15 protein-coding genes are annotated in these 19723 nt (G+C 71.0%); 10 read left to right on the top strand and 5 right to left on the bottom strand.

Annotated elements, in window-relative coordinates:
- Positions 1-1070: 1070 nt before the first annotated feature.
- Together ACZ63H_RS29520 and ACZ63H_RS29515 are read right to left on the bottom strand one after the other, a co-directional pair.
- The gene (locus ACZ63H_RS29520) at positions 1071-1307 is read right to left on the bottom strand and encodes a hypothetical protein (protein WP_469870216.1); all 237 of its coding nucleotides are present in this window, start codon (positions 1305-1307) and stop codon (positions 1071-1073) included.
- A 67-nt stretch (positions 1308-1374) separates the two neighbouring features.
- Positions 1375-2157, bottom strand: a complete 783-nt coding sequence (locus ACZ63H_RS29515) for a hypothetical protein (protein WP_469870214.1) — start codon at positions 2155-2157, stop codon at positions 1375-1377.
- Between the two features lie 818 nt (positions 2158-2975).
- Here ACZ63H_RS29515 and ACZ63H_RS29510 point away from each other — a divergent pair.
- The 4 genes from ACZ63H_RS29510 to ACZ63H_RS29495 all read left to right on the top strand — a co-directional run bounded on the left by ACZ63H_RS29510 (position 2976) and on the right by ACZ63H_RS29495 (position 5766).
- The gene (locus ACZ63H_RS29510; RefSeq protein WP_469870212.1) at positions 2976-3779 is read left to right on the top strand and encodes a DUF3472 domain-containing protein; all 804 of its coding nucleotides are present in this window, start codon (positions 2976-2978) and stop codon (positions 3777-3779) included.
- Between the two features lie 225 nt (positions 3780-4004).
- On the top strand, positions 4005-4166 hold the full coding sequence (locus ACZ63H_RS29505) for a hypothetical protein (RefSeq protein WP_469870210.1): 162 nt from the start codon (positions 4005-4007) through the stop codon (positions 4164-4166).
- A 73-nt stretch (positions 4167-4239) separates the two neighbouring features.
- On the top strand, positions 4240-5133 hold the full coding sequence (locus ACZ63H_RS29500; RefSeq protein WP_469870208.1) for a hypothetical protein: 894 nt from the start codon (positions 4240-4242) through the stop codon (positions 5131-5133).
- A gap of 267 nt (positions 5134-5400) precedes the next feature.
- Positions 5401-5766: a hypothetical protein gene (locus ACZ63H_RS29495; RefSeq protein ID WP_469870206.1), complete on the top strand. Its 366-nt coding sequence runs from the start codon at positions 5401-5403 to the stop codon at positions 5764-5766.
- 1068 nt (positions 5767-6834) lie between these two features.
- Here ACZ63H_RS29495 and ACZ63H_RS29490 read toward each other — a convergent pair.
- Both ACZ63H_RS29490 and ACZ63H_RS29485 read right to left on the bottom strand, forming a co-directional pair.
- Positions 6835-8028, bottom strand: a complete 1194-nt coding sequence (locus tag ACZ63H_RS29490; protein ID WP_469870204.1) for an acyl-CoA dehydrogenase family protein — start codon at positions 8026-8028, stop codon at positions 6835-6837.
- A gap of 22 nt (positions 8029-8050) precedes the next feature.
- Positions 8051-9607, bottom strand: coding sequence for a class I adenylate-forming enzyme family protein (locus ACZ63H_RS29485; RefSeq protein WP_469870202.1), 1557 nt, complete (start codon positions 9605-9607; stop codon positions 8051-8053).
- Between the two features lie 161 nt (positions 9608-9768).
- Here ACZ63H_RS29485 and ACZ63H_RS29480 point away from each other — a divergent pair, with 161 nt between their 5' ends.
- Positions 9769-10365, top strand: coding sequence for a TetR/AcrR family transcriptional regulator (locus ACZ63H_RS29480; protein ID WP_469870200.1), 597 nt, complete (start codon positions 9769-9771; stop codon positions 10363-10365).
- 113 nt (positions 10366-10478) lie between these two features.
- On the opposite strand, the gene ACZ63H_RS29475 is transcribed toward ACZ63H_RS29480, so the two are convergent.
- A complete protein-coding gene (locus tag ACZ63H_RS29475; RefSeq protein ID WP_469870198.1) occupies positions 10479-11858 on the bottom strand; it encodes an MFS transporter in 1380 nt (459 codons plus the stop codon).
- Positions 11859-12037: 179 nt separating this feature from the next.
- On the opposite strand from ACZ63H_RS29475, the gene ACZ63H_RS29470 reads away from it, so the two are divergent.
- The 5 genes from ACZ63H_RS29470 to ACZ63H_RS29450 all read left to right on the top strand — a co-directional run bounded on the left by ACZ63H_RS29470 (position 12038) and on the right by ACZ63H_RS29450 (position 19486).
- The gene (locus tag ACZ63H_RS29470; RefSeq protein WP_469870196.1) at positions 12038-13228 is read left to right on the top strand and encodes a serine hydrolase domain-containing protein; all 1191 of its coding nucleotides are present in this window, start codon (positions 12038-12040) and stop codon (positions 13226-13228) included.
- Between the two features lie 180 nt (positions 13229-13408).
- Complete coding sequence (locus ACZ63H_RS29465) at positions 13409-15613, top strand: MMPL family transporter (protein ID WP_469870194.1); 2205 nt, start codon at positions 13409-13411, stop codon at positions 15611-15613.
- Positions 15614-15643: 30 nt separating this feature from the next.
- Positions 15644-17101, top strand: a complete 1458-nt coding sequence (locus ACZ63H_RS29460) for a streptophobe family protein (RefSeq protein ID WP_469870192.1) — start codon at positions 15644-15646, stop codon at positions 17099-17101.
- Between the two features lie 85 nt (positions 17102-17186).
- A complete protein-coding gene (locus ACZ63H_RS29455) occupies positions 17187-17927 on the top strand; it encodes a response regulator transcription factor (RefSeq protein ID WP_469870190.1) in 741 nt (246 codons plus the stop codon).
- A gap of 35 nt (positions 17928-17962) precedes the next feature.
- Positions 17963-19486 carry an ATP-binding protein gene (locus tag ACZ63H_RS29450; protein ID WP_469870188.1) on the top strand — a complete coding sequence of 508 codons (1524 nt, stop codon included), beginning with the start codon at positions 17963-17965 and terminating at the stop codon, positions 19484-19486.
- Positions 19487-19723: the final 237 nt, after the last annotated feature.

The following is a 19723-nucleotide window of genomic DNA, read 5'->3' as shown; positions in this document are numbered from 1 at the left end:
CGGCCCGGCTCCGGGTCATCGTGCCGGTCAGCACCTCCAAGGAGTCCTCCTGGGAGGTCTCCCACGGCTGCGGGGTACCGCCGTACAGGGGGCACGGCCTTGCCCACCTCCGGGTCCCCGGTCGTGATCCTCCATGTCTTCAGCGCGGCAGGGCGGCCGTTGAGCTGTTGGCCCGCGCGGAAGCGGCCCACGTAGTCACTGGAGAACGCCTTGGGGCGGGCTGCGGAATCGGTGCCGAACACGCGGAGGCGCTCCTTGGGATCTCGCTTGGTATCAGGCAGCCAAGAGGCCCGGCAGCCGTACGCCGGGCCTCTCGCTGTTGCCATGCCCCGGGGCCCGTGACAGGAACGGTCGAACTCTCATTCCACCTTTCATCATTTGAGTGATGATCGCGTATCGCCTGCGTGAAAGGGGGACGTAGGCATTAGTGGCATCAAACAGAGAAAAGGGGTTACTGCATGAGCCTCACCGGAAAGAGGATCCGAAAGCTGGCTACCGCACTCGCAGCAGCGTCCATCGCCCTCGCTCTGACTACGAGCAACGCTTCCGCCCAGCCGGACTGGTGGGTAAAGACGGGACAGGCCCATATTGGCGCCTTGGGTCAAGTCGGCGTCGAAATCACCTATACCTGCCCCACACTTGATGCACCGTTCGTGGGAGCAATCCACGTCCAGATGCGCCAAGGAAATGTCACCGGGCAGGGACACACGCTAGAAGCATCATGCCCGTCTTCCCACGCGCGCACCCACGCTGCCGTATGGCCGGACGAGGGGGGCTCGTTCGACCCGGAACGAGTAGCTAAGGTCCGGGCAGTGATCGGCTATGCATACCCTCTACCAGGAAGTGGTATGACGTCTGAATACACCTCCGAGTGGAGGACGGTATGCCTGCACGGAGGCAACGCGGAACTCTGTCCTCAGGGGTGACCGCACCGGAAGCGTGAGTGCTACGCGGCTCGACGCGGGGTGCCGGTCTCCGCCTCCCCGCCGGAGGCCACCGGGCGCCCGATCACGCCCCGCTTGGCTTCGCACTCCCAGTCGAAGACGGCCCGCAGGTGAAGGAAGGTGGTGTTACGGTGTGATCGGGAAGCGTCCGTCAGGCAGTTTGCGCAGCCGGCCCTGCCCGGCGAGCTTGCTCAACTTGCCGCGCGGCGGCTCCAGCCGGCCCTTCACCCCGACCTCCAGGCGCAGCTCGACACCGACGTCCTTGATCCTGACCGGGCCACCGGCATTCCGCACGATCTTCATGAGCCGCTGGTAGTCCGGCGGCAGGACATCCTCGCCCGCGCCCGCCTTCCGGTGCGGCACCAGCGGCACTCCACGCCCACCCGCCGACGCCACCTCAGTGCAAGGTGGTCCGCTCACGTGCAACCGCCTACCGCGCCGGGCCGGGGCGGGAGGTGTAGAGCACGCTGTGGTAGCGGCCCTCCTTCTCCCGTCCCGACGGGTCACCGCCCAGGGCCCGCACGGCCTCGATCGCGTGCCCGCGCTCCCGCTCGTCCGTGAACCGGCGCTGTGGGTAGGTCCGGGACGCATCCGTCGTGGTGTGCAGCCCGTGTGCGGCCAGCGTCCGCGCGACAGGCTCGTACGACACGGTCCGCAGCACGAACGCGCTCACCCACACCGGTCGCCGGGCCCTGCCCAGCAGCGCGGCGAACGTCCGCTCGGTGATGTAGCTGCCGCCGCCCGTCAGCGTGATCAGCCCGACCTCCTCCAGGGCATCGCGCAGCTCGGGTCCGGGCGGCACCCGCTCCAGGTCGTCGGTGAAACCGGCGTCCAGCAGACCGGCTTCCCGGGCGTAGCGCACCGCCGGGGCGGCGATGTCCAGGCCGTACACCCGCCACGCGTCCGGCCGGCGCCGCCCGGCGTAGAACACGCGGTCCCACGCGGCCAGCTCCGCAGACGTCATCCGCCGTGCCGTGTCGGACGTGTACCGGTCGTACAGCTCCGCGAGCGTCACCTCGTGGTTGAGCAGGGCCGCGTTGATGCCGTAGGAACAGCACAGGTCCAGCACCACAGGTCCCCCGGCCCGGCCGTCACCGTGTGCCGCCCGCTCCGCGGCCAGTCGCCGGAACACCGGCTGGGCGTGGTGCGGGATCTCGTAGCCCAGCGGCGCCAGCCGGGTGAAGTAGGCGCGCGGGTCCGGCTGGACGTACACGTCGTCGAACCGTGACTTCCCGTGCCCCGCACCGCCAGAGCCCAACCCGCTCACACCGCACCCTTCCTCGCGCCGCCTCCGTTGCCCCATCATGTCCCCCTCGCCCGCCTGGACATCCACGACGCGCGGCGGCGTGGCACAGGGCCGGCCTCCGGCCGCTGACGGGCATGGCCTGCCAGACCCCCCACGACAGGCTTGCTGCGATCACATGGTCCGTCGCCGAGCCCGCTTCAAACGGCCACTGATCATGTCGCCGTTGCCCTTCTGCCGGTGCTGTGAGGCCGGCAGCCTGCCGGCGGGCAACGCGTGCGGGTTCCCGATTCCGTGATGCGGCTGGGCGTGCGCGGTGTGAGCGCATTGAGGCTTTGCGCGGTTGTGCGCCGCAGATAGCCGTTTGGGCGACTTTCGTCAGCCTGTGGGCGGGCACCTCCTGTCGTGGCGGAGAGTCCGTTCCGGTCGGTGGCGCACTTCTGGCCAGGCTTCTCCGGGAGTCCAGCACCGGCCCATCCCCCAAGGAGACAGCACATGCCCACTGTCGAACGTGACGCCCTCATCGAAGAGCTGGAGGAGCAGATCAGCGAGATGGAGTAGCCCGCACCGAACGCGGAGACCGTCGCTGTCCCCTCGCTTCTCTGTCTGACCGTCGCCGGCTGCTGACGACGGTGCATAGCGAGCTGCCCGGCGCCTCGAAGAGTGAGAGGAGTGACGTCAGGCATGCGGTCGCTTCCCTCGCAGGGTGCCGCGGCAGCCCGGCATGGACAGCGCACCCGAAACGCCCCGCGCCCTGCCGCGGAGCACTCACACACGAAAGGACTCCTGTGCAGCATCCCCTGCCACGGCGCGCCCGGCTGGCCGCGACCGCCGCGGCCGCCGCTGTTCTGACCCTGTCCCCGAACACCGCGCGGGCAGATGACCCCGGGCGGATCCCCGCTGACAACCCGCAGCACTTCATCAACTTCGACTTCGCCGTCCCGGGAAACTTCAGCACCTACACCTACACGGTCAAGGTCGGCACCCCCCTGACCACCAACCACATCTACTACGCGCACTACATGTACGCGAAGAAGAACGGCGAAGGCTTCTACTCGGGCATCCAGCCGCACCCCAACGGCAAGGCCGGCGTCCGCTTCTCCTTCTTCGGCGCCGGCGCCACCAAGCTTCACTCCAACTGCCACGACGGCGCCGACGGCGCCGACGGTGTCACGTGCGGCATCGATGACCTGAAGTACGTGGCGGGCCGGAAGTACACCATCACCGCCAGGAAGACGAACACCCGGTCCGGGCCCGTCTACACCGGCACGATCAAGGACCTCGCGACGGGAAAGGCACGCACGATCGGAGCCTGGCGTCTCCCGAAGAACTTCGGCGGCTTCAAGAACTCGGCCAACGCGTTCATCGAGAAGTTCGACGGCATCCGCACCTGCGCGGACATCCCTGCGGTCACCGTCTCCTACACCGGCGTAAAAGCCGACGGACAACCACTGAAGTTCCGGGCGTACCGGCACAAGGCCACGAAAGAACCGGGCAAAGACATCTACACCTGCGCCAACATGTCGGACTACACGGTCACCACCCCCGCCCCCGGGAGCTACACCGTCCGCTCACACCTCGCGCGCCACTGACCTGCCCGGCAGCCGCTTCTCCCCGGCACACAGGACGACGGGCCCGCGCATCGGTGCGGGCCCTTCGTACGGAGACGACCGCGGCTGGGTGCCGAGCTGAACGCATCCACCACCGCGCCCGGCTCGTGTACGCGGTCGGGTGAAGCCGCCCGGGCGTGAAGACCTGCCCCGATCAGTTGGAGTCGGTGGTCCGCGACGTCCTCGGGGAGCGCCGGCCTCACTGAGGTGCCGAGCGCAACGGCCACCATCTGGCACCACCACCAGCCCCTGGCCATGCAGGACACCGTCCACGTCGTCTCCATCGACACCGATCAGGTGACTTTCAAGACCGCCAACTCCGTGTACAACACGGCCAACCGGCCCTTCAACTTCATCGTCATCGGCTGAATCAGCGGTCCGGCCGGGCCTACCAGGAGAGGCCTCTCCTGATAGGCCCGGCGTTGTGGGGTGGGTGTGACCGGTGCGCCGGCCACACCCACCCCACGGAAATCTGAAACGACACGGCCAGTGCGGCCGGTGGGCCGGCTCCGGTCTGCCCCGCGTCCAGGGCCTGTGCCGCCCGCTCCAGGCCGAGGCCGGCCAGGAAAAGCAGGAGTTTGACCACCGCGTCGGCCTGTACTTCTCCTACGACACCCCGCACCGCGGCGCCGTCGTGCCCATCGCCCTCCAGGCGTTCGCGCACTTCATCCCCTGGCCGAACAATCCCTTCGCCCGGCAGATGAACAGCCCGGCCGCCCGGCAGATGCTCTGGCGGCACTACGACCCCAAGACCAGGAAACCCGTCATCGCCCCCGAGCGCACCCAGTTCCTGCAGGACCTGGCCGATGTCGGCGGCTGGCCGAGCCGTCCGAGGAAGCTCGCGGTTGCCAACGGCCGCGGCGACGGCGTGGGCCTGGAGATCCCTCCCGGCGAGAGGGCGCTGAAGTTCGGGCGGGTCTACCCGGACACGGCCTTCTATACACAGGCCCAGGGCAAGGACGTCACCGTCGCCGAGCTGAAGCGGTGGTTCCCCCCGTTGCAGTTCACGGTCAGGACGAGTGATCTTCCCGAACTGGAGGGTGCCCCCGGCGGCACCCTCCACTCGTACCGCATCGTCGCCGACGCGCTGAAGAAGGTCGGCGCCACGACCGACCTGCGGCACGAGAGCGTCTGCTTCGTCCCCACCGTCAGCGCGGTCGCGATCCGCGACATCGACCAGCCCAAGGACCTCTACACGAACATCCACGACCTGGACCCCGAGGAGAGCGAGGTCTTCGAGTTCACCTGCTCCTCGGACATGACGACGCACACCGCCGTCACCCCCGAACTCGGCCAGTGGCTGCTGGGCCGGCTGCTGTACCAGCTGCGCGACTGATCTGCCATAGCGCGCGGGCCGGGCCGTCCGCGAAACAGACTGCCCGGCCCGTACACGAGCAGGACCCAACCGGCAGACCCCGACCCCGCCGCCCCTCTCCCCGGCGGGCAGGGGGCCTTCACCTCGCGGGCGGCCCTGGCCAGAGCCTGCGCCCTCTACGCGACCCCAGCGCGATCGAAGAGGAGGAGTGACCGGCGTATCCGCCGTCCGGGTGGGTCGTTGTACAGGGTGCGGCCCGGAATACGGCCGGACGCGCCCCTCGATCCGTTGCTGGAGGTCAATGCCATGCCGCTCGCGTTCAGGACGGTCACCTTTGAGATCGACACTCGGAGCACTGCTGAGAAGTTCACACAGAGCCAACTGGTCGAGTTCGACGAGGCAATCCGTAGGGACAGCAATCGAAAACTTGTCGTCAATGCGGCCCTGCAGTCCTTCGACCTGGAGTTCGTGCAGCAAAACGGCACCAACAACGAACGCCCCTGGGGGCGCGGGGTCGTGAACCTTCATGTGAGTGGCGGCCGGGACGACGCTCTGCTGGAGGTGCAGGCGTCGCTCCGTGACTACGACACCAACGATTACTGGCGCGGCAAGATCGTTGCCCTGGTCATCGCGGATCTGCTGGGCAACGAGTAGGAATGCATCAGGGCGAGGCCCCGGCAGATCCGGCACGGGATCAGCTGGGGCCTCTTTCGTGTTGCTATCGCTGGCATCGCAGTGTTTCCGGCGGTGGAGGTGATCAGGTCGCGTGGCTCGGTGAACGTGCAGTCGGCTGTGGCCGGTGCTCCGGGAGTGGACAACTGGGAGGCCGGAACGCCGAGCGCCGCCGCGCTCCACGGTGGGGCCAGGTCACACTCTCGGCGACGGCCGAACCCTGCCCTCTGACGGAGCAGCAAAAGTGACCCACTTGGTGATCTTCGTCTGACTCCCGCGCAACGGATCAAACCGCTCAGCGTAGGTTTCGGCCCAGTGCAGCCACTCCAGTTCACCGGGCGGACTGGCGCCGTTCGCTCGGGCGCGCCGCGCGGCAGAAGATACGGATGCCGTCGGCTCGGCGCGACTCTGTCACCTGCTCGACAAGCACCTGCGCTTGATGCCGCTCGACTCGCACTCGCGTGCCTGTCCGTCGATTTCAACCCGAGGTTCCGGTCGAGGCGTCGTGGATCGGTCCGTGGAATCGGGGCCGAACGGCTGATCGACGCCATGAGCGTGGTCGCCCAGCGCCCGTCCCACGGGCCGGTCGCCGAAGCACCGCGCGGTCAGGGCGAGCAATTCGACCACGAACGTGACGAGGCGGCCCGGGCTCGGCGTCACTCTCACTTCGCGAGTCCTCCGCCACGGAGAGAGGTACCTGGCCGGGAGGCTGACGGCCGTGGCCGAGCGCCATCGCACCGAGCACGAGATCCGCCGCAGAACTCCGCCTCGGCGCCGCGGAAAAAGGCCAGCGCTGGCGGACTCGCACAGGCCGCACAGGCCACCAAGGGCGACGAGCTCCTCGACCTGGCGGAGCGCCTGCCGCCACTCCAGCCCCACCAGGTAGTGCGCGCCCACCACGGTGACCCCGACGCTGATCGCGACGCCCGCCGTCGCGAGCACGGAGGCGGACGACAGGGTCTGGCGACCTTGCGGCAGATGCGCTGGACCAACACCGTGATCAAGGGCTTGGTCCCACAGCTCCTGTCCGGTTAGGGCGGTCAGCTGAGGTCAGTGCTGGAAGGCCAAGAGCTTGGCGATGCCGTTGCGCTGGATCTCTGAGGTGCCGGTGAGGATGCGGAACATGCGGATCTTGCGGAAGAGGTACTCGATCTCGTTGCCCTGGGTCAGGCCCTCCTTGCCGTGGATCTGCACGGCCTCGTCGAGGATGCGGAAGGCGGACTCGGCGACGAACAGCTTGCACATGAACGCCTCTGCTGGCACCTCGCGCCCCTCGTCCAGCGCTGCCAGCGCGGCGTACGTCATGGAGCGGGCGGCGTAGAAGTCGGTTGCCATGTCGGCGACCTTGTGCTGGATGGCCTGGAGCATGAGCAGGGGCTTGCCGGAGACCTGGCGGGTGCGGGCGCGGTCCAGGGTGAGCTGGAGGGCGCGGCGGGTGGCGCCGAGCACGGTCGGGCAGTGCAGCAGGCGGTTGGTGGTGACCCTGCCGAGCGCGATGCGCATGCCGTTGCCCTCCTCGCCCAGGAGGTTGGCGGCGGGGACGTGGCAGTCCTCCAGGACGATGTCGCTCTCGATGTGTTCGCCGGACATCGGTGTCGCGCCGTCCTCGACCCGGCAGCCGGGGCTGTCCAGGTCCACGAGGAAGGCAGAGAACTTCGGTTTGTCGCCCTCGCGTTCGCCGGTGCCGGCCATACGGGCCACCACGATCGCGAAGTCGGCGAAGGGGCCGGCGGAGGAGAAGACCTTGTGTCCGGTCAGCCGGTAGCCGTCGCCGTCGCGTACGGCGACGGTGCGCATGGAGCGGACGTCGGAACCGGCGTTTGTCTCGGTGAGGGAGAAGCAGCAGGCCCGCTCGCCCCGGACGAGCGGGAGCAGGTAGGTGTCCAACTGGTGTGGGGTGGCGTGCCGGAGGATGTCACCGGCCCGCAGGGGACCGCCCATGTCGCCGAGCACGCTGTGCGCGAGGACGCGCCCGCTCGCGCCGATTTCCTCTTTCAGCGCGGCGAGTTGGGAGTAGCTGAGGTCCTGGCCGCCGTATTCCTCGGGCAGGTGGATGCCGTAGAAGCCGAGTTCGCGGCTGCGGCGCCAGACCGGTTCGAGGTCGGCGCGGGTGAGGCGGGTGGCCCGGGTGATGCCGTGCTCGCGTTCGTGGTCGGCGAGTTCGCCGTCGAGGTAGTCGCGCAGACGGTCAACCAGTTCGGCGGTTCGGGTGTCGGCGTAGGTGGGGCGCAGGGAAAAGGTCACCGGTAGCTCCGTGAACGAGGGGTCAGTTGACGCGGCGGGCGGTGTCCGCCCAGAACGGCTCGCGTACCGCCTTGCGGTCGAGCTTGCCGTTGCGGTTGTGGGGAAGCCCGGTGACGAAGTCGACGGAGCGGGGCTTCTTGAGGCGGTCGAGGCGGTCCGCGCAGAACGCGATCAGGTCCTCGGCGGTGACGGTCGTGTCCGCGCGGCGCACGACGACCGCCTTCACCGCCTCGCCCCACCGCTCGTCGGGCACACCGACGACACACACCTCCTGGACGGCGGGGTGTTCGTAGAGCGCGGTCTCCACCTCGGTGCAGTAGATGTTGAATCCGCCCGAGATGATCATGTCCTTCTTGCGGTCGACCAGGAACAGATAGCCGTCCTCCCGCATCCACGCGAGGTCCCCCGTGTGCACCCAGCCGTCACGGAAGGTCTCCGCGGACAGGGCGGGCTCCTTCCAGTACTCGCGCACACAGTCGGGCCCGCGCACGACGACCTCCCCGACCTCGCGGGGCCCCAGCTCCCGGCCCGCCTCGTCCACGACGCGTATCTCGGTGTCGTAGACGGCTCGTCCACAGGACTGGAGCAGTTCCGGGTCCTCCTCCAGCGCGCGGGCGATCTCCTCGCCGCTCAGGGCCGCGACCACGCTGGTGGTCTCGCCGAGCCCGTAGCCCTGGGCGACGACCGGGCCGAAGAACTCCACCGCGTCGCGCAGCCGTCGGGGTGAGATGGGCGCGCCGCCGACCCGCACGCTCGTCAGGGAGGACAGGTCGTAGCGCTCGGCGCCGGGGTGGGCGAGGAGCATGTTCACCATGGCGGGCACCAGGAAGGTGGCGGTGATGCGCTCCTTCTCCACCGTCTCCAGGAAGCCCTCGGGGCTCCAGGTCGGCAGGACGTACGTCGTGGAGCCGCCGAACACCCCTGCCAGCAGGCCCATCCCGGTCGCGTGGGTGATGGGGCCGCAGGCCAGGTAGCGGGTGCCGGGACGGGGGCGGGACTCGTCGGCCATCAGCAGCTTGCGCATGTTGGCCAGGCGGTTGCCGACCGTCTGCACCGCGGCCTTCAGGGACCCGGTGGAGCCGGAGGTGAAGTTGAGGACGCAGGGCTGCGACTCGTCGACCTCGACCCGGAACGGAGTCTCCGCGCCCTCGGCCAGCAGAGCGTCGTACGGGACACCGTCCTCGACTCCCGTGTCCAGCGGGACGGGCAGGCAACCGGTGCCGGCGGCGGTGATCGCGGCGAGGGCGTCCTCGCGGTGGGGCCCGTCGAAGACCAGGGCGCGGACGGGTGCGTAGCGCAGGATGTGCTCGATCTCGCCGCGTCCGAGGCGGGCGTTGATCGGCGCCCGCGTCAGTCCGGCTTTGTACAGCGCGAATTCGACCTCCACCAGCTCGCCGCGGTTCCACGCGAGCGAGGCCACGGCGTCACCGGGGCGCAGACCACGGGCGGCCAGGGCGGAGGCCAGGCGATCGGTCGCGCGGTCGAGTGCGGTGAAGGTCCAGGAGCGGTCCCCGCAGACGAGCGCCGGGGCGTCGGGCCAGTAGCGGGCGCTGCGGGACAAGTAGGTGCCGAGGTTCATGAAGACCTCTCCGAGGCGTGTGTCGGGAGACGACGGCAGCCAGCGGCCTTCCAGTGCCGGACTGACTGATCAATGTCATACAGACTGTTCAGTAACTGTTCGCGTGTCAAGGCTCTCCTACACTGGGCGCGCACCGAGGCGCGAGGATCGAGGAGGACTCCATGGCCGAGGACAGACGGACCAGACGGTCGAGACGCGCGCTGGGGTCGGCCCTGGTGGAACTCGTCCTGGAACGTGGCTTCACCGCGCTGACCGTGGAGGACATCACCGAGCGCGCCGACGTGGCCCGGGCGACCTTCTACGCCCACTTCCGGGACAAGGAGGACCTGTTCGCCCGGGTCACGGCCGACCTGCTGGCCGGACTCGGCGAACGGCTGGCCCCGGCCGTCGCCGACAGCACGGTCGGCTTCACCGGCAAGCCGGTCCTGGAGATGCTGCGGCACGCGCGCGAGGAACGCGACCTGTACCGGATCGTGCTGCGCGGCGAGGGAGACGGCAAACCGCTTCGGATGTTCGTCGACGCCTGCGCGCACGCCACCGCGGAGGAGTTCCGAGCGCGCGCGGAGCGCAACGCCGTCAAGCCGCGCATCGACCCCGAGCTGCTCGCCCGGGTGTGGGTGGGGGAGCAGCTGGCGGTGCTGCGCTGGTGGGTCGAGCAGGACGCACCGTCCCTGCCCGCGGAGGAGGTCGTGCGCATGCTGCTCGACCTCGCGATGCGCGGCCGCTACTGGGCCAGCGGCTTCGAGCCGCCGGCCTGAGCGGCGGGACCGGCATCCCCGGGGCGGGGGCCGGGTGCCCGCGCCGGGTGGGTGGCCCGGGGCAGGGCCAGGTCGTCCGGGGTGGGGGACCGCCCCGAGCCTCGTTCGGCCGTTTACGCGTCCTCGCCCGGTCGCTGTGTGCCCAGGCAGGGCCGCTGTACGTCCCCAGCCGGCTGCCCCGTGTCCGGGCTCAGCCGTCGTGCGTCCCGGTCCGGCCGGACCGTGAGCAGCGCGATCACCCCGCACACCAGCATCACCCCGCCGGAGAGCAGGAACGCGTGGGTGTAGCCGGCGTCCTGCGAGGGCGCGGAGTCCAGCAGGTGGCCGGTCAGATACGGAGCCACCAGCCCCGGCAGGGTGCCGGACGCCGCGACGATGCCGAACACCGCGCCCCGCTGGAGCGGGGGGACGACGGCCGAGGTGGTCATGTAGTGCAGCGGGAAGACGATGGCGTGGCCCCCGAACGCCACGGTGAGCAGTGCGAGATGGGCTCCTCGTGCGTCGACGAACGGCAGCGCGGTCATGGCCAGCGCCGCCACCGCCACCGCGACTCCCTGCGGGATGCCGCGCGACCACCGGTCCGACAGTCCCCGGCGGCGGAGCGTGTCCAGCACCGGCGGCATTGAGAGCAGCAGCACGAGACTGAACGCCGAGACCGTGCTGATCAGCGTGGCCGCCGTGCCCGGCGCCATGTCGAGCTGCGTGCGCAGGTACGCGGGCAGCCATGCGTGGCTGAGCGCCAGGGCCCAGGACGCGCCGAACGCCGCGGCGATGCTGCCCAGCACCGTTCCGTTCAGCAGCAGGCGCCGGTACGGCAGCCGCTGCCCGCCCACCACGGCGGCCGCCGTCCGGGGCTCGCCGTACGGGCCGTCGTGCCCCACCCGCCACCACGCCAGCGCCCACACCAGGCTCAGTACGGCCAGCGCCCCGAACGCGGAGCGCCAGCCGAAGGCGCCGATCAGCCCGGTCACGGCCGGCGCGGCCATCAGCGTGCCGAGGGCCGCGCCCCCGATCTGCAGTGCCGAGGGCAGCCCCCGCCGGTCCGCCGGGAACCACTTGTAGAGCGCGTGCATCGACATCGACGCGGCCGGTCCCTCGGCCGCCCCCAGGAGCACCCGCCCGGCGACCAGTGCCGGCACTGACGCCACGAACAGCACCGGCAGCTGGGCCACCGCCCACACGACGGCCATGCCGAACAGCAGCACGCGGCTGGAGAGCCGAGTGGAGACGAAGCCGACGGCCAGCCCCGAGAGGCTGAACAGCAGCGAGAACGAGCTGGAGACCATGCCGTAGGTGCTGTTGCTGATGCCGAACTCGTCCATGATCGGCACGGCCGCCAGCCCCAGGACGGACTTGTCGGCGTAGTTGACCAGCATGAATGCCACGATCATCGCGGCGATCAGCCACGCGCGCCGCCGGTCCGTATCCCCGGCGCCTGGTGAGGCCGCCGCGGCGCCTGAGCGGGATGGTGCGGACGAGGACGGTTCGGCCATGAGGCACTCCTGCGGCTCGGGAGGGGGTGGAGGTGGCACCCCCGGTGCGGGGGTGGGCATCTCCAGGCTCGTACGGCGCCCGGGGGCGGGAAGGCGAGCGCCGCGTGCTGTCGTAGTTATCGAACAGGTTGTACGTTAACGGCGTTCCCGTTCAAGACCTCTGCGTCAACGGAGTTGAGATGACCGACACGGACGCCCGGCTGGGCGACCTGCTGTGGACCCGCGGCTACACCGACCCCGGCTGGATCCGCCGCTTCACCTCGGCCGGCCGCGAACTCTCCCCGAGCCGCCGCGTGTGGCGCGGCCCCGGCCCCGCCCGGACCCTCCCCGCCGAGCCCGCCGGCCTCGACACCCTCGACCTCGGCCTCGGCGCTGCGACGGCCACCCTGCCGGACCTGTTCGCGACGGCGCAGACCGACGCCTTCCTCGTCCTGCACCGAGGCGTGGTCGTCCACGAGGAGTATCCGCACGGCGGAGCGCCTCATGTCCCGCACTTCAACGCGTCGGCGGCCAAGTCCTACCTCGGCCTCCTCGCGGCGATGCTGGCGCACGAGGGGCTCCTGGACCGCTCGGCCCGGACGGACGCCTACGTCCCCGAGCTTGCCAAAACCGCATTCGGAGAGGCCCGTGTCGAGGACCTGCTGCACATGGGCACCCAGGTGAGCTATGCCGGGCGGCCCTACGACAAGGCCATCGAGGCCCAGCGCTACTACGCCGTCATAGCGCCCCAGCTGCGCCCGTTCGGCTACAGCGGTCCCGCCACCATCCGCGAGCACCTCCTGACCGCCCGCGCCACCGGGGCACCGGGAACGGAGTTCCGCTACGAGAACGGCAACGTCGAGGCACTCGCCGAAGTCCTGCGCCGCGTCACCGGCCTGAGCACCTCCGCGCTGCTCGGCGAACTGATCTGGTCCCGGATCGGCGCGGAGGAGGACGCCTACTACGTCCTCGACGGCGAGGGTGTCGAGGCGGCGTGCGGCGGCTTCAGCGCCACGGCCCGTGACGTGGCCCGCCTTGGGGAGATGCTGCGCTGCGGCGGAGCGGTCGGCAGCCGCCAGGTCGTGCCGGAGGAGGTGGTCACGTCCATCACCGCCGACGTCCCCGACGGCTATTCCCGCCGCGTACGCCTCCCCGCCGCCCCGCCGACGGCGCCGGCCACGCTGTCGTACCACGACCTGTGGTGGATCCCGAACGACCCGCACGGCTCCTACATGGCCAGTGGCATCCACGGCCAGCGGCTGTTCGTCTCGCCCGGACTCGATCTCGTCGTCGTCCACTTCGGCTCCCAGGTCATCTCGCCGTCCGTGCCGGTCGCCCCGTTCGTCCGGGCCTTCCTGCGGATCGGCGCGCACCTCGCCGGCCTGGGCTGACACCGTCCGGGAGTTTCCTGTGAACCGGGCCGCACTGACGGCGGGTATGTCTGTTATGACCCTGTGACGGCGGCCCGGACTCCCAGGAAACTCCCAGGAACTCTCCGGGTCCGGTCAGAGAGGGCTGACAGCGTCGGCGACGGAACTTCTGCACGCCCGATCCGACTGGGAGCCCTTTCCGTGGCGACATTCCTCTGCAGGCTGGGCCGGTTCTCCTTCCGGAGGCGCTGGCCGGTCGCATTGCTGTGGGTGGTACTGCTCGTGGGAGCGGGGGTGCTGGCCGGCCGGGCCCCCGCAGCCCCGCCGAACGACTTCTCCATGCCCGGCACCGAGGCACAGCAGGCGTACGACCTGCTGGAGCGGGACTTCCCCGAGCTGAAGGCGGACGGAGCGACCGCCCGGGTCGTGTTCCGTGCCGAGGACGGCAAGGTCACCGATTCCGGGACGCGCCGGGCCATCGGCGAGACGGTCCGCGCCCTCAAGGACGCTCCGCAGGTCGCCCGTGTCACCGACCCGTTCGCCACCCGTTCCGTGAGCAAGGACGGCACCACCGCCTACGCCCAGGTCTCCTACGAGGTGTCCGCCTCGAAGCTGGAGGACGGCTCCCGCACCGCGCTGCGGGACACCGTCGAGCGGGCCGCCTCGCCGGAGCTGTCCGTGGAGGCGGGCGGCAACGCCGTCGAGGCCAGGGGCGCCGGTCACTCCTCCGAGGCCATGGGCCTCGCGGTGGCCGCCGTGGTGCTCGTCCTCACCTTCGGCTCGCTGCTCGCGGCCGGCCTGCCGCTGCTGACCGCCGTGCTCGGCGTCGGCTTCGGCGCGCTGCTCATCCGGGTGCTGGCCGAACCGCTGGGCCTCGGCTCCACGACGACCAGCCTCGCGGTGATGATCGGACTGGCCGTGGGCATCGACTACGCCCTGTTCGTGGTCTCCCGCTACCGGGCCGAACTCGCGCGCGGCCGCGACCGTGTGGAGGCGGCCGGGCACGCGGTGGGCACCGCGGGCTCGGCTGTGGTGTTCGCCGGGCTTACCGTGGTCATCGCCCTCGCCGGCCTGTCCGTGGTCGGCATTCCGATGCTGACCCAGATGGGCCTCGCCGCGGCGGGCACGGTCGTCATCGCGGTGCTCATCGCCATCACTCTGATCCCCGCCCTGCTCGGGCTCTGCGGACGCCGGATAGGCCCGGCCCGTCCACGGCGGAAGGGTCGACAGCGGCCCGGCGCGGGCGTGCGCTGGGCCCGGTTCGTCACCCGGCGCCCGGTGGCCGTACTCCTCGGGGGCGTCGTGCTGCTCGGCGTGGTCGCGCTCCCGGCCGCGTCCCTGGAGATGGGCCTGCCCGGCGACGACAGCAAGCCCGTCTCGACGACCCAGCGCCGGGCCTACGACATGATCGCCGAAGGTTTCGGACCGGGCTTCAACGGCCCGCTCACCGTGGTCGTCCAGGCCGATGGCGACGGCGGCAGTGCCGAACAGGCTGCCAAGACCGTCACCGGGCGGATCGACGACCGCGCGGACGTCACCGTCGTGGGACAGCCCCGGCTGAGCGCCTCCGGTGACACCGCCGTGCTGAGCGTCGTACCGGCCACGTCCCCGAGCAGTACGGAGACCGCCGACCTCGTGCACGCGCTGCGCGAGCCGGCGCTCGCCCGGGACGCCGACGCCCGGGTGCTCGTCACTGGCACGACCGCGATGAACGTCGACGTCTCGCAGAAGCTGTCGGACGCGCTGATCCCGTACCTGGCCCTTGTAGTCGGTCTGGCGTTCGTGCTGCTCATCGCGGTCTTCCGCTCCCTGCTCGTCCCACTCAAGGCCGCGCTCGGCTTCCTGCTGTCGGTGCTGGCCGGGCTCGGCGCGGTGGTCGCGGTCTTCCAGTGGGGCTGGCTCGGGTCCGTCTTCGGCGTCACGGAGCCGGGGCCGGTGGTGTCGATCATGCCGATCTTCATGGTGGGTGTCGTCTTCGGCCTCGCCATGGACTACGAGGTGTTCCTGGTGACCCGGATGCGCGAGGCGTACGTCCACGGGCAGTCACCGAAGGACTGTGTGATCAGCGGGTTCGAGCACAGCGCACGGGTAGTGACCGCCGCTGCCGTGATCATGGTCTCGGTGTTCGCCGCGTTCCTGGGCTCCGAGGAGCAGATCCTCAAGACCATCGGGTTCGGGCTCGCCGCCGCCGTCTTCTTCGACGCGTTCGTCGTCCGTATGACGCTCGTCCCGGCGGTGCTGGCCCTCCTCGGCCGGCGGGCCTGGAGCCTTCCCCGCTGGCTGGACCGGCTCGTACCCAACCTCGATGTGGAGGGGGAGCGGCTGGAGGGCTCGCGCCAAGGCACGGCCGGGGCGGGCAACGCCGGCCCCGTCGGCGCGGCCGCGGGCCATGTGTCCGGTACCTGAACCCCGTTCCCCGCTCGGAGGAGTCCGCTCATGTCCGCACCGCCGTCCCGCCCCTCCCTTCCCGTGTGGCGTCACGCCCTCGCAGGCGCCCTCGCCACCCTGACCGCCCTCGTTACCATGGCCGCCACCGCCTGGGCCGCCCTCGTCCTCCTCGGTGCGGGCGCCGTCGCACCGGTTGCCCGGCTGGTGCCGGCGCTGATGAGTCTCGCCGTCGGCGGCGGCATCACCCTCGAATCGGCCACCGGATCCGCCGGGTCCGCCGACACGGGAGGACTCGGTGGGCTGCTCGGTGGTGGCGGCCTGAGCCTCGGACTGGACGGCGAGGTGGCGCTGACCCCCCTGACGCTGTCCTTCCTGGGCACGGCCGTCCTGGCCACGGGGTTCTTCCGGCCGCTGCGCCGCCGGGCACGGCCCACCCCCGCGATGCTGTGGGCGCGGTGCGGCGGCGCACTGGCGATCACGGCAGTGGCCCTCCCGGTGTGCGCCGTCCTGGCGCGGGGCACGGCCCGGCTGCCGGAGAACATCAAGGACAGGATCGGCGAACGCGCCGGCTCCGGCCGGTTCGGCGGCGGGGCAGGCGGTGGGCTCGCCTCGGGCCTGTCCTCGGTGAGCTTCCGGACCGATGTCGTCACCACCGCGTTCCTCGGCTGCCTGGGCGTGGCCGCAGTCCTCGCGGTCGGCTGCCTCGCCGCCCGCCGTACGGCGCTGCCCCGCCCCGTCGCCCTCGGCGGGCCGCGGCTGAAGTGGCACGCCGTCCTGTCGGCCCTGACGGGGACCGCGGCCGTGCTGTGCTGCGCCGCCCTGGCCGTCGCCGTACTCGCTGGGGCCGCGGCGCTGACCGGCCGGGAGCGAGCGGCCGAGGCCGCGGGCGCGCTGCTGCTCGCCGGTCCCAACCTGATCGCCGCACTGCTCACCGCGGGGGCGGGCACCTCTTGGGAGGCGGGGGTGCGGCGGCTGCGGCCCGAGGGCGGAGGGATGGTCGGCATGCTCGGCGCGGGGGAGCAGGACGGCGGGACCGACCGGGACCGTGTGGTGGACCTCGGACACTGGGCCGGCGCCGGCGTACCACTGTGGGTGCTCGGGCTGCTGCTCACCCTGCTCCTGCTGCTCCTCGCCGGATACGTCGCCGCCGCCCGCACCCCGGTCCGCACCGCTCGGGAGGACGCCGACTCCCTCCTGGACCGCCACACGGACACCGCCGTGCGCATGGGCATCGCGGTCGGCGCCGCGACGTTCGTGCTCCCCTACCTCGCACGCGGCTCGCTGCGTATCGGCGTTAGCCTGATGGGCAGCGAGATGGGCGGCCTGCGCGCCGGCCTCGAGTCGAGCCCCCGGCTGTCCGCGCTCACCGCGTTCGTCGCGGCCGCCCTCGCCGCGTACGGCGGGAGCCGCCTCCAGGGCCAACGGGCACGGCGCCGCGAACGCGCCGCGGAAGCGTCCGGTACCGCGTCCGGGCGGCGCGCCCTCACGTCGGACCCGGTCCCCTGAGGCCATGTGATCTCCTGAGAAGACCGTTGAGCAACACCCGCGCGAAGCGGCACCGTGGCATCGGGGAAAGGCGGCGACCACGACCATGGCGGCACTGACAACTCCCCCGCGCACCGCGGGCGGCCCGGACCACCTGCTCGTCGTCGACGACGAGCCCACCGTCAGGGAGCTGCTGCGCACCGCCCTGCGCTACACCGGGTTCGACGTCGACGCCGCCGCCACCGGCCGGGAAGCCCTGGACCTGGCCGCGCGGCACGCCCCCGATCTCGTTCTCCTGGACGTCATGCTCCCGGACATGGACGGCTTCGAGGTGATCCGCCGGCTGCGCGCCCAGCCCCGCTCGCCCCTGCCCGGCCGGGGCGGCGACGTGCCGGTCCTCTTCGTCACCGCGCGCGAGGACCGGCAGGACCGGCTGCACGGCCTGCGCCTCGGCGGCGACGACTACGTCACCAAACCCTTCGACCTGGAGGAGCTGATCGCCCGTATCCATGCCGTACTGCGGCGCACCCGGGGCGAGTCACCGGCCCGCCTCACCGTCGGCGATCTGCAGCTCGAGCCCGACAGCCACCACGTCACCCGGGCGGGGCGGACCGTACGGCTGTCCCCGACGGAATTCCGCCTCCTGCACTTCCTGGTCGCCAACGCGGGACGCACCATGTCGAAGAGCCAGATCCTGGACAGCGTGTGGGAGTACGACTTCGGCGGCGACCCCAGCATCGTCGACACCTACATCAGCTACCTGCGCCGCAAGGTCGACACCGACGGGCCCAGACTCATCCACACCGTCCGCGGCGTCGGCTACGTCATCCGCGAGCCCCGGCCGTGAGCCGCTTTCCTCCGCCCGGGGCGTGGCTCGGCCGAATGTCGCTGCGCACCCGTCTGCTGTGCCTGTCCGTCGCGCTGGTCGCCGTCGGTCTCCTCGGCACGGGACTGCTCGTCACCACGGCCCTGCGCGGCTACCTCCAGGACCGGGTGGACGACCGGCTCGTCCTGACCGGACAGATCGCCGCCCGGCTGGCACCGCCGTCCGGCGCCGGCACCCCGCCGAGCGTGCGTGCCCTCAGCGTGCTCGGCGACACGACCGTCACGTACGTGACCGACACCGGCGCCACCCGCAGGACCTTCGATACCAGCACCACACCCCCGGGCGGCGGCCCCGACCTGCCCCGCCTCGACCGGGCCACCGTCCTCGCCCACCGGGGCCGCCCCTTCACCGTCCCCGCGCGCGACGGCGCGCACGACTGGCGGGTCATCGCCCTGACCCAGCCCGCCCAGGTCTTCCCCCCGGACAGCTCCGCGCCCCACGGCAGCGTCGTCGTGGCCACCTCCCTCGAAGAGGTGCACCGCACCGTCACCAAGACCCGCAACCTCTCCCTGACGGCAGGCGCGGTACTGCTCGCGGTCCTGGGCGTCGCCGGCCGGTTCGCCGTACGCTCCGGACTGCGCCCCCTGACCCGGATCGAGGAGACCGCGACAGCGATCACCGCCGGCGACTACTCCCACCGCGTCCCCGAACTGGCCGCCCCGAACACCGAAGTGGGACGCCTGACCGCCTGCCTCAACCAGATGCTCGCCCGCATCGACACGGCCTTCCGGGCCCGCGCCGAGGCCGAGGCGAGAACCCGGCGCTTCTTCGCCGACGCCAGCCACGAACTGCGGACCCCTCTCGTCGGCATCAAGGGCTACACCGACCTGTACCGCATGGGCGCCATGCCCACCCGCGAGGACATCGACCAGACGATGACCCGCATCGCCGAGGAGTCCGCACGCCTCACCCGGCTCGTCGAGGAGATGTTCCTCCTCGCCCGCCTCGACGAGGACACCGAGGGCACGGGTCCCACCCGAGAGCCCGCCTTCGCCCTCGACCTCGCCCCCATGGACCTGCGCACCCTCGCCGCCGACGCCCTCCACGACGTCCGGGCCCTGGACGCCACGCGCCCGGTGACCCTGACCGGACCCGGCGGCGGAAAGCCCGCCACCGCTCCGGCACACGCCGACGAGGCCCGACTGCGCCAAGTCGTCACCAACCTCATCGGCAACGCCGTCACCCACACCCCTCCCGGCACCCCCATCCGTATCGGCGTCGGCACCGTCGGCCGGCACGCGGTCCTGGAGGTCGCCGACCAAGGCCCCGGCCTCACCGCCACCGAACGCGCCCACGTCTTCGACCGCTTCTACCGCACCGACGACTCCCGCACCCGTGCCACCGGCGGTTCCGGCCTCGGCCTCGCCATCGCCCACGCCCTCGTCACCGCCCACGCCGGCCACATCACCCTCGACACCGCCCCCGGCCAAGGCTGCACTTTCCGCGTCCTACTGCCCCAGCCCGTCTGCCACGGGACGAGAACATCGAAGCGATGCCGGGAGCCAGGCGCTCCGGAGTGACATTCTGGCCGCCTTGCTGCTCGTTGCCCACGTCGGGAAGGAGAACGGGCTCGGTACACGACTTCGACGGCCATGTGGCCGCGATGGCGGCCGGGCCGCCGTGCTGCAGGATTTTTGGCCCGCCGCGTGGACGTGAGTGCACGGGCTGATGGCAAGTCAGCGCACTCCTGTCTACCTCTCCGTCTGGCACGTCTGTCTGGACAGGCTGTCGACAACGAGATGACGGAGACAGTGAGC

The sequence above is a fragment of the Streptomyces sp. NPDC104831 genome (genome assembly GCF_055583025.1).
Note: the sequence above shows the minus strand (reverse complement) of the source record. Positions and strands in the feature narration are given on the sequence as shown.

Bases quoted from the DNA above. Each gene is read 5' to 3' on its own strand.
- ACZ63H_RS29475 (WP_469870198.1), bottom strand. From the start codon at position 11,858: ATGGCCGAACCGTCCTCGTCCGCACCATCCCGCTCAGGCGCCGCGGCG.
- ACZ63H_RS29455 (WP_469870190.1), top strand. From the start codon at position 17,187: ATGGCGGCACTGACAACTCCCCCGCGCACCGCGGGCGGCCCGGACCAC.
- ACZ63H_RS29450 (WP_469870188.1), top strand. From the start codon at position 17,963: ATGTCGCTGCGCACCCGTCTGCTGTGCCTGTCCGTCGCGCTGGTCGCC.
- ACZ63H_RS29480 (WP_469870200.1), top strand. From the start codon at position 9,769: ATGGCCGAGGACAGACGGACCAGACGGTCGAGACGCGCGCTGGGGTCG.
- ACZ63H_RS29470 (WP_469870196.1), top strand. From the start codon at position 12,038: ATGACCGACACGGACGCCCGGCTGGGCGACCTGCTGTGGACCCGCGGC.
- ACZ63H_RS29460 (WP_469870192.1), top strand. From the start codon at position 15,644: ATGTCCGCACCGCCGTCCCGCCCCTCCCTTCCCGTGTGGCGTCACGCC.
- ACZ63H_RS29485 (WP_469870202.1), bottom strand. From the start codon at position 9,607: ATGAACCTCGGCACCTACTTGTCCCGCAGCGCCCGCTACTGGCCCGAC.